We start from the raw sequence: 9,166 nt of genomic DNA on the forward strand, positions 1-9,166 counted from the left end.
ACCGCAGGCTATGCCGTTGGCACGCCCCGAATCCGTCGTCGACTTTGACCTCGACGCCCGCGAAACCCGGGAGCGTTGGCGCACGTTCGCGCGGCGGATGGCGATCACCACCTGGGCCCTTGTCGTGGCCTACCGGACCCTGACGGATGGGCTCGCATTCAATCGCGAACTGCTGCTGCTCTATATCGCGACCGGGCTCATCGCCGCCAGCATCGGTCGAGGGCACAAGGTATTCGCAGTCGTGCGCGACTGGCTGCCGTTCGCGCTCGTGCTGCTGGTGTATGACCTCAGCCGGGGAGCGGCAACGCTGGTGGGAGCGCCTACGCTGTGGCATTTCCAGCCCCGGGCGGACCGGTGGTTGTTCTTCGGCACCGTCCCGACCGTGTGGTTGCAGGAGCGCATCAAGATGCCGCAACCGCCGTGGTGGGAAGTGATCATTAGCGGCATCTACATGTCGTTTTTCGTCCTGCCCTATGTTGTCGCCGGAGTGCTCTGGCTGCGCAACCGAAGCGACTGGGCAGCGTTTGTCCGACGGTTCGTCGCGTTGTCCTTCGCCGCCCTCGTCGTCTACATCGTCCTGCCGGCAGCACCACCGTGGGCAGCCGCCCGCTGTACCCCGGCCGACATCGCCGCTGGGCCGTCCAGCCCGCGCTGCATGTTCAGAAGTCCCGCAGGTGTCCTCCAGGGCGGGCTGCTGGGCGCCATGCACAGAAGCCAGCCCGGCGCGCACCTCTTCGTTGAGCGGATCTCGACGCGCGGCTGGGGAACTCTGCATCTGCAATCGGCCGGAGCACTGCTCAACTCCGGACAGGCCAGCGTGAATCTGGTCGCGGCGATTCCCTCTCTGCATGCCGCATTGACTGCGATGATCTCGGTGTTCTTGTGGCGCCGCGTCAAGCCCATCTGGCAGCCGCTGCTGGTGGCCTACCCGTTGGCGATGGCCTTCGTGCTGGTCTACTCCGCCGAGCACTTCGTGATCGACATCCTGCTGGGCTGGACGCTCGCCGTGATCGTGTCGCTGGTCATCGGTTGGATCGACTCGTGGTGGTCGCGGCGCCGGGCGTGGAAGTCAGGCCTGGCTAAGCCAACGGGTGATCTTGGCGGCGGCCTCACCGTAGAAGGTGTGGTAGACGCGGTCGGCGACGTAACCGATGTGTGGGGTGGCGACCACGGTGTCCAGCGAGCGCAGCGGATGCCCGGTCGGCAACGGCTCGGTGTCGAAGACGTCGAGGCCGGCTCCGCCCAGCCGGTGCGACCGCAATGCGTCGATGAGAGCTGTCTCGTCGACGATCGGGCCGCGCGATGTGTTGACTAGCAACGCCGTCGGTTTCATCAGCCCTAATTCGGCGGCGCCGACCAGACCACGGGTGCGCTCGCTGAGCACCAGATGGATCGTCAAAACGTCGGCGCGGTCGAACAACTCGTCTTTGGATACATACGTCGCTCCGGATTGTTCGGCGGCCTCCGGGGTCATGTTCGCGCTCCACGCGATGACGTCCATGCCGAACGCCGTTCCGACCCGCGCCACCCGGGTTCCGATCCGCCCCAGGCCCAGCACACCCAACACCGTCCCGCCCAACTGACCGCCCACCGACGTCTGCCAACCACCGGTGCGCACCGAGCGGGTTTCGTCGACAATCCGGCGAGCGGTAGCAAGGATCAGTGCCCAGGTCAGCTCGACCGTCGACTCCACGTAGCCGCCGGTCGTACTGACATAGATGCCGCGTTCGTTGGCGGCCGCGACGTCAATAGAGGCGTTGAACGGCCCGGTGGAGGCGATCATCTTCAACCGTGGCAGGCGCTCGATCACGGTACGCGGCAACGGTGTGCGCTCACGCATCACGCACACCACGTCGAACGGTGCCAGTCGCTGCACGACGGCGTCCAGATCGGCGAGGTGATCGTTGAAGACGGTGATGTCGGCGCGCGCCGCCACCTCCGACCAGTCGGCCATGCTCAGCGCGACATTCTGGTAGTCGTCGAGGATCGCGACCCGCATCGTGCCAATGTCCCACATGGGTTTGAACCCGATCACGCGCCGGGTACTCACACGAAGCAGCAATGATCACGGGTCCACGGAAAGAGGGAGCTAACTCGCATGGGAGCTCACGAGAAACTGAGCAACAAGATCGACGACGTCGCCGGCAAGGCCAAGGAGGCCGTTGGCAAGGTCACCGGAGACAAGGACACCAGAGCCGAGGGAAAGGTTGACCAGGCGAAGTCCAGCCTCAAAGACGCGGGCGAAAAAGTGAAGGACGCCTTCAAGAAGTAGACCACAATCAAGCCGTCAAGGTGCGGTCCAGTGTTCGCCTGAGTCATTACTCTCAGCGGGTTCGTTGACGCCAAATATGAACGGCGCGAACACGACTTCGCGGCCGTCAGGATCGCGGTAGGTGACGGCTCTCGTTGCGGCCCAATACGGATGGGACTCGACGGGTTGTATCCCCGCAGCCGAAAGCCGTACTGTCGCTTGTTGTTGTGCCGTCGCGTCAGGAAAGTACAAGCACAGCTGTTCATGAGGGTCGACCGCAACGGGTTCGACGGCCTCGACGATCTCGAAGGTCAGCGCGGATCCGGGCAGCCCGAATATCGCGCCGTTGCTGCCGTAGCTATCCCCGAATGTGGCATAGAGCGGCAGTCCGACGACGTCGCGGTAGAACTGGACGGTTGCTTCGAAATGTGCGGAGCGGCGCACGAATCGGATCGCACCGATCGAGGCCAATTGAGGCGGCCAACCCGAGGTCGGCTGGGTGACTCGTTGCGTCATGGGGTTGACGTTAGAACCTAAACCACAGTTAGGGTCAAGACGCAACAGTTGACGTCACGGCCGAAGTGGAAGTAGACAATCTCATGGTCAAACCGACTTCCACCTGGCTTATCACCGGCTGCTCGACCGGACTGGGCCGCGCGCTGGCAGACGCTGTCATCGGCACCGGCCACAACGCCGTCGTAACTGCACGGGACGCCACCAGCGTTGCCGACCTTGCCGACGGCAGACCAGAGCAGGTACTCGCCGTCGCCCTTGACGTCACCAAGCCCGACCAAGTCGCCTCGGCGGTACAGCAGGCCGAACAGCGCTTTGGCAGCGTCGACGTCCTGGTCAACAACGCCGGCTATGGTTACCGCGCCGCCGTCGAAGAAGGCGACGACGATGACGTCCGCCGGCTGTTCGAAACGCACTTCTTCGGCACCGTCGCGATGATCAAGGCCGTCCTACCGGGCATGCGCGCCCGCCGCCGCGGCGCCATTGTCAACATCTCGTCGATCGGTGTTCAGTTGACGCCGGTGGGATCCGGCTACTACTCCGCAGCCAAAGCCGCGATCGAAGGCGTCAGTGGAGCGCTGCGCGGTGAGCTCGCCCCGCTCGGCATCTCGGTCACCGTCGTTGAGCCGGGCGCATTCCGCACCGACTTCGCCGGACGCTCGCTCGTCCAGTCGGCCACGGTGATCGACGACTACGCGGCCACCGCCGGACAGCGTCGCAAGGAGCACGACACCATGCACGGCAACCAGCCCGGCGATCCCGCCAAAGCCGGCGCCGCAATCATCGCCGCCGTCGAATCACCGGAGCCGCCGGCATTCCTGCTGCTCGGGGCCGACGCGCTGGCCGCGTATCGCTACGTTACGGACGAACGCGCGAAGGAGATCGCGAACTGGGAACAGCTCACCGCCAGCACTCACTTCGAGACATAAGACCGGCTGCGCCCGGACTAATATCGGGTCATGCATGTGATCAACGGAGTCCGTGACCCGGCGACAAGTTTTCCGCTCGACACTGCCATCGACGATGCCGGTGAGCGTCGGCAGGCCAACCGCGCGGTCGCGGTCAGCGCCGTAGGACTGGCACTGACCGGGCTCGTTGAATTGGCCATCGCGCTGGTATCCGGGTCGGTAGCGCTGCTGGGCGATGCGCTGCACAACTTATCGGACGTCTCGACCAGCGCCTTGGTGTTCGTCGGATTTCGGGCATCGCGCCGCCTGCCCACCGAGCGATACCCCTACGGCTACGAACGCGCTGAAGACCTCGCCGGAATTGGTGTGGCACTGGTGATTTGGGGCAGCGCCGTGGTAGCCGGTTTTGAAAGCATCGACAAGCTACTCCGTCACGGTGGCACTTCCCACGTGGGCTGGGGCATCGCCGCTGCGGCCGTGGGCATCGCAGGAAATCAACTGGTGGCGCGATACAAATTGGCGGTGGGCCGGCGGATCCGCTCCGCGACGATGGTGGCCGACGCCAAGCATTCGTGGCTGGACGCGTTGTCGTCGGCCGGCGCGATGCTCGGTCTGATCGGGGTCGCACTTGGCTGGGCCTGGGCTGACGCGATCGCGGGCATCGTGGTTACCGGATTCATCTGCCACGTCGGCTACGAGGTGACCGCCGATATCGCTCACCGTCTGCTCGACGGCGTCGACCCCGAGATCATCACGACCGCCGAAACCACTGCCGCGGCAGTGCCCGGTGTGCAGCATGCGCATGCTCGAGCCCGCTGGACCGGGCGGACCTTGCGTGTCGAGGTGGAAGGCTTCCTCGACCCCGACACTCCGCTCGCGGCGGCCGATCAAATCGGTCGCAACGTCGCCGCCGCGCTGGCACCACGGATTCCGGATATGCACAGCTTCACGTGGACGGCGCGAGCCGCCTGACAGCCGAGTCGATGAGGACTTTCGCCGCAAACTTTCGCGCATACGGCGCCGGACGTAACGTACCGGCATGAGAGTCCTGCTGGTCGAGGACGAACCAAGATTGTCGGCGACGCTGTCAAGGGGTTTGAAGGCCGAGGGCTTCGTCATCGTCTCCGTCGACACGGGCGTCGACGGCCTGCGCGAGGCGATTGAGAACAGCTTCGACGTTGTGGTGCTCGACATCATGCTCCCCGGCCACAGCGGATATGAGGTGCTGCGTCGCATGCGGGCGCAAGACGTGTGGACACCAGTCCTGATGCTGACCGCAAAGGACGGCGAGTACGACCAGACCGATGCGTTCGATCTCGGAGCGGATGACTATCTGACGAAACCGTTTTCATTTCTGGTGCTCGTGGCGCGCCTGCGCGCGTTGGTGCGTCGTGGTGCGCCAGAGCGACCTGTGGTACTGACCGCTGGTTCGCTGTCACTGGATCCCGCTCGGCACACGGTCCAACGCGGTTCGACCCCAATCACGCTGACTCCCCGTGAGTATGGACTGCTCGAGTTTCTGATACGCAAAAAGGACATGGTGGTGACGAAAGCCGAGATATTGCGCAACGTGTGGGACGCGCACTATCAGGGTCCTCACAACGTTGTTGAGGTCTATGTGGGATATGTTCGCCGCAAGATCGACGTCCCCTTCGGTACCAACACCATTGAGACGATCCGAGGCGTCGGCTACCGGTTGGTTTGTTGAGGGAACGTCACGGTTATCGTGGTTCCACCGCCACAGCGGTCGTCAATATTGACCGTGCCGCCGTGCGCGGCCACGACCTCAACGACGATCGCCAAGCCCAGGCCGGTCCCTCCGCCACTGCGGGCGCGGTCTGAGTCTAGGCGCACGAACCGTTCGAAGACCCGGGCTCGGTCGGCTGGGGCGATGCCTCGTCCGTCATCACTGACGGTGAGTGTGACGTTGCTGTCTCGGCAGCCAACCTGGATGTCGATACGCGATTTCGCGTGGCGGACAGCGTTATCCACGAGATTGCGAATCACCCGCGAGACCGCTGCCCGGTCGCCGATCAAACGCGCCGGAGAGATTGCGGTGTGGATCGTGCAGCCGTCGCGCCGCACACGAGCAGCCTCCACTTCGGCGAGTTCGTCGAGCGCCACCTCCTCCCTGCGCACAACCAGGCTTTGTTCATCGGCGCGGGCCAGCAAGAGCAGATCCTCGATCAGCACCCGCATACGGTGCGCCTCGGGAAGCAGGGTGTCGACCGCCAATTCCGCATCAAGCAGTTCCGGATGCGCCTCGGCGACTTCCAAACCGGAGATGATGGTGGCCAGCGGGCTGCGCAGTTCGTGAGAGGCGTCGCTGAGGAACCGCTGTTGCGCTCGGTGGCCGGCTTCGAGGCGCGCCAGCATTTCGTTCATGGTGACTGCCAGAGCCGAAATTTCGTCACGCCGGGTGGGCACGGGTACCCGCTCGGCCAAATCGGACGTTGAGATTTCAGCCACCCTGCTGCGGATGGCGTCCACCGATTGCAGTGACCGGCGAACGAGCCGGTAGCTGGCAGTTGCTGCTACCCCGACGATGATCGGGGCGCCGCCAGCTAACAGCAGCGCAACGATCCGCGCAGTCGCCTCGACCGCTTCGCTACCTCCGCCGACGAGCACTGTGTACTCACCGGACGCGGTGTTGACCCGCTGACCGCTCACACGCATGTCGTCGTTGGGCACCGCATCGTCTGACATGCCGCGGCGTAAGTTGAGGTTAAACTCCGTGATCGGTATCAGAGGCGTCGTAGGTGCGGACCCGGCCCGCTTCACCACCTTGCCGTCAGGGGCTATCAATTGGATGGCGACCACGCGCTGGTTGGTAGTGAGAAGCCGGCTGTCGAGATCGTCGGGCGAATCCGAATGCAGGGCGTCAACAATGGTGCGAACTCTGCCCGCGGTGGCGTCGTCGACACCCGCTAACAACGACCGATACAAGATCAGGTCAAAGGCCGCGCCCGCGAACGCAAGTGCGACCAGGACGACCGCCGCTGAGATCACGGCTGAGCGAGCGGAAATACCCAAACTGGGCGGCCGCATCAGACCCGCGAGCTCTCTTCGCCGCACCGGCCAGGAACGCGCCCACATAGTCTGATTCTGCAGGGCTGAGGGTCGGCTGAGAACAGCGAAGCTGACCGTCTTGTCCGCCGGCGGGCAACCAGCTCGATGCCGTTCTCAGCGGCTTCTCAGCGGCCTTCTCATAAGCTGGCGCTCCCATGTTCCGGGAGTTCGTTGATGAAGATCGCATCCGTAGTCGCTCGCCAAGTGCTGGACTGCAGGGCTCGGCCGCTACTAGAGGTTGAAATCGCCACTGACACTGGTCATGTCGGCCGCGGCGCGTCGCCGACCGGCATTTCGGTCGGCGCACACGAGGCGTTTGTACTGCGTGATGGAGTCCGGTCCGAGTACAACGGGCTGAGCGTGCACCAGGCCGTCTCCGCCGTGACCGACGAAATCGCTCCCGTTCTTGTCGGCGCCGAACTCGACGACCCGCGGTCCCTGGACCGGGTCATGATCGAGCTCGACGGCACGCCGGACAAGCACCGGCTTGGCGGAAACGCGATCTACTCCACCTCGATCGCGCTGTTGCGCGCGGCGTCCGCTGCGGTGGGCATACCCACCAATACCTACGTCGGTGCACTGCTGGGACTCAAACCGCCGACCACCGTGCCGACGCCCAGCTTCAACATGATCAACGGTGGCCGCTACGGGGATATCTTCCAGACGTTCAACGAGTTCCTAGTCGTGCCCTATCGCGCCGACTCCATCGAGACGGCGGTCGAAAAGGGTGTGAGTCTGTTCGGCGTGCTGGGCGAGGTGCTTGCGCGACGGCTTGGCCGTGCGCCGCTGATCGCAGTTTCGTACGGGTACGTCGCCCCGTCCAGCGACCCGCGCGTCGTCATGGAGGTGCTGGCCGAGGCTGTCGAGCGCGCCGCCTGTGCCGACATCATGGCCTTTGCACTGGACTGTGCGTCTAGCGAGGTGTACGACAAGAGCGCGCAAACCTACGCTTTCAACGGCGAGCGGGTCACCGCGGAGGCCCTGATCGATTACGCACGGGCGCTGTCGGAGGACTTCCCGATGGTGTTCATCGAGGACCTGCTCGACGGGGATGACTGGGATGGGTTCACCAAGGCGGCGCAGACCATCGACCGCTCGATCATCCTCGGCGACGATCTGATCGTCACCAACCGCGACCGCCTGGAACGGGCCATTAAGACTTCGGCTGTTGACGGCTTCATCCTCAAGCCCAATCAGGTCGGGACCATCGCCGAGGCACTGGACTGCTTCGAATACGCAGCGCAGAACGACCTTCTGGCGATCCCGTCGGGCCGGTCCGGCGGTGTCATCGACGATGTGGTGATGGACCTGGCGGTGGGACTAGGGGCACCGTTCCAGAAGAACGGCGCGCCGCGGTCCGGCGAGCGCATCGAGAAGCTCAACTTCCTGTTGCGCGCGGCCGAACAAATCCCCAATTGCGCGCTCGCAGACGTGCCGGCACTGGTGCGGTTCTGAGAGCTGTCGGCCGCTAGACGCCCAACAGCAGCGCTGCCGCGCACACCGCCGCCGCAATCGAAAGTGCCACCCAGTCAGCCCGTTTCGGCCGCGATGGGGCCGCCGAGATCTGACCGGTGCCGCCGCGGGCGGTGATCGCATCGCCCATCTCGTCGGCCCGTCGCAGTGTGACGGTGATGACCGGCGACCGTCGCGGTGATCAGAACGCGGATCCGATAGCGATAGGCCAGCAGCCCCATCGGCACGGCGCCCAGCAGACCCAGCCCACCTGCGTGCGGGAGGACGACCGCAATGATCGCGATCGCCGCGCACAGAGCACCCATCACCGATGCGTGCGCCAGTTCGCTGGGTCGTAGCGATCGAGCCTGACCAAATCCGCTCTTCGATAGCGTGTGACAGCCGTTGGCATCATCCCGCTGGAGCGCCCAAACCATTTGCCGCGTCATCTAATCGAGCCCGCAGCCGGTGTGCCCGGTAGGCGAAAGCAGCCTGTACTAAACATGGGAGCGCCAGCGTATGAACAGGCCGCTGAGAAGTCGCTGAGAAAGACGCTGACCTCGACGTCCCCAGTGCCACACCATATCCGGGCGTCCAAGCCATCGCGGCGTGTTCCACGCCTTCCTGTTCGTTGCGCAGCGTTTGGTTCACAAATCCGTTCACACGCCAGGGCGGTTTTCCATGGCCCAGACCTACCGGGGCCGGTGCCTTCAAAAGCCGCTCCCGTTAGCTAGCCGACCTTCGTCAGAGTGAAAGAATCGGCCGGTGCTTCGCAGTTGCCGCCTTGGCCATTGGGGACTCCGCTTACTTTGCCGTTAAGCGTTTCGGGATCCCATGACCACGTCTGTATCGCACCGGACACCTGGCCGTCCAAGTAGACTGTGCCGTCTGGCCTGTCAACGGTCATAGTCCAATGACCGCCCACGAGCTGTGCATCGCCGCTCCATCCTCTTGAATTGGCGATGTGCGCGAT

Annotated in this window: 8 protein-coding genes and 2 pseudogenes; 6 read left to right on the forward strand and 4 right to left on the reverse strand. The window is 64.2% G+C overall.

Annotation, left to right across the window (positions count from 1 at the left end; translation table 11 throughout):
* Positions 1-97: 97 nt before the first annotated feature.
* Positions 98-1,006, forward strand: a pseudogene (locus VEI45_RS24490) (phosphatase PAP2 family protein); the annotation flags it as partial.
* A gap of 63 nt (positions 1,007-1,069) precedes the next feature.
* On the opposite strand, the gene VEI45_RS24495 reads toward VEI45_RS24490, so the two are convergent.
* On the reverse strand, positions 1,070-1,999 hold the full coding sequence (locus tag VEI45_RS24495) for a D-2-hydroxyacid dehydrogenase family protein (RefSeq protein WP_414687582.1): 930 nt from the start codon (positions 1,997-1,999) through the stop codon (positions 1,070-1,072).
* 99 nt (positions 2,000-2,098) lie between these two features.
* Between VEI45_RS24495 and VEI45_RS24500 the strand changes: the two genes are divergently transcribed.
* Positions 2,099-2,272 (forward strand): CsbD family protein, encoded by a 174-nt coding sequence (locus tag VEI45_RS24500; RefSeq protein WP_324857105.1) that lies wholly within the window; start codon positions 2,099-2,101, stop codon positions 2,270-2,272.
* A 15-nt stretch (positions 2,273-2,287) separates the two neighbouring features.
* Here VEI45_RS24500 and VEI45_RS24505 read toward each other — a convergent pair whose 3' ends face one another.
* Positions 2,288-2,767, reverse strand: coding sequence for a VOC family protein (locus tag VEI45_RS24505; RefSeq protein ID WP_324857106.1), 480 nt, complete (start codon positions 2,765-2,767; stop codon positions 2,288-2,290).
* 83 nt (positions 2,768-2,850) lie between these two features.
* Here VEI45_RS24505 and VEI45_RS24510 point away from each other — a divergent pair, with 83 nt between their 5' ends.
* The 3 genes from VEI45_RS24510 to VEI45_RS24520 all read left to right on the forward strand — a co-directional run bounded on the left by VEI45_RS24510 (position 2,851) and on the right by VEI45_RS24520 (position 5,380).
* Entirely contained in the window at positions 2,851-3,693 is an 843-nt protein-coding gene (locus tag VEI45_RS24510; RefSeq protein ID WP_324857107.1) for an oxidoreductase, read from the forward strand.
* Between the two features lie 30 nt (positions 3,694-3,723).
* Entirely contained in the window at positions 3,724-4,644 is a 921-nt protein-coding gene (locus VEI45_RS24515; RefSeq protein WP_324857108.1) for a cation diffusion facilitator family transporter, read from the forward strand.
* A gap of 67 nt (positions 4,645-4,711) precedes the next feature.
* On the forward strand, positions 4,712-5,380 hold the full coding sequence (locus tag VEI45_RS24520; RefSeq protein WP_324857109.1) for a response regulator transcription factor: 669 nt from the start codon (positions 4,712-4,714) through the stop codon (positions 5,378-5,380).
* Here VEI45_RS24520 and VEI45_RS24525 read toward each other — a convergent pair.
* Positions 5,362-6,720: a sensor histidine kinase gene (locus VEI45_RS24525; protein ID WP_324857118.1), complete on the reverse strand. Its 1,359-nt coding sequence runs from the start codon at positions 6,718-6,720 to the stop codon at positions 5,362-5,364. The two genes, VEI45_RS24520 and VEI45_RS24525, sit on opposite strands and share 19 nt — an antisense overlap.
* 192 nt (positions 6,721-6,912) lie before the next feature.
* Between VEI45_RS24525 and eno the strand changes: the two genes are divergently transcribed.
* Positions 6,913-8,196, forward strand: a complete 1,284-nt coding sequence (gene eno / locus VEI45_RS24530) for a phosphopyruvate hydratase (RefSeq protein ID WP_324857110.1) — start codon at positions 6,913-6,915, stop codon at positions 8,194-8,196.
* Positions 8,197-8,209: 13 nt separating this feature from the next.
* Here eno and VEI45_RS24535 read toward each other — a convergent pair.
* Positions 8,210-8,374 (reverse strand): annotated as a pseudogene (locus VEI45_RS24535) (energy-coupling factor transporter transmembrane protein EcfT); the annotation flags it as partial.
* Between the last annotated feature and the right edge of the window lie 792 nt (positions 8,375-9,166).

Origin of the sequence: Mycobacterium sp., from assembly GCF_035623875.1 — a bacterium.
Classification (GTDB): Bacteria; Actinomycetota; Actinomycetes; order Mycobacteriales; family Mycobacteriaceae; genus Mycobacterium.

Coding starts and splice junctions, on each gene's coding strand:
- VEI45_RS24495 (WP_414687582.1), bottom strand. CDS start 1,999: ATGCGGGTCGCGATCCTCGACGACTACCAGAATGTCGCGCTGAGCATG.
- VEI45_RS24500 (WP_324857105.1), top strand. CDS start 2,099: ATGGGAGCTCACGAGAAACTGAGCAACAAGATCGACGACGTCGCCGGC.
- VEI45_RS24505 (WP_324857106.1), bottom strand. CDS start 2,767: ATGACGCAACGAGTCACCCAGCCGACCTCGGGTTGGCCGCCTCAATTG.
- VEI45_RS24510 (WP_324857107.1), top strand. CDS start 2,851: ATGGTCAAACCGACTTCCACCTGGCTTATCACCGGCTGCTCGACCGGA.
- VEI45_RS24515 (WP_324857108.1), top strand. CDS start 3,724: ATGCATGTGATCAACGGAGTCCGTGACCCGGCGACAAGTTTTCCGCTC.
- VEI45_RS24520 (WP_324857109.1), top strand. CDS start 4,712: ATGAGAGTCCTGCTGGTCGAGGACGAACCAAGATTGTCGGCGACGCTG.
- VEI45_RS24525 (WP_324857118.1), bottom strand. CDS start 6,720: ATGCGGCCGCCCAGTTTGGGTATTTCCGCTCGCTCAGCCGTGATCTCA.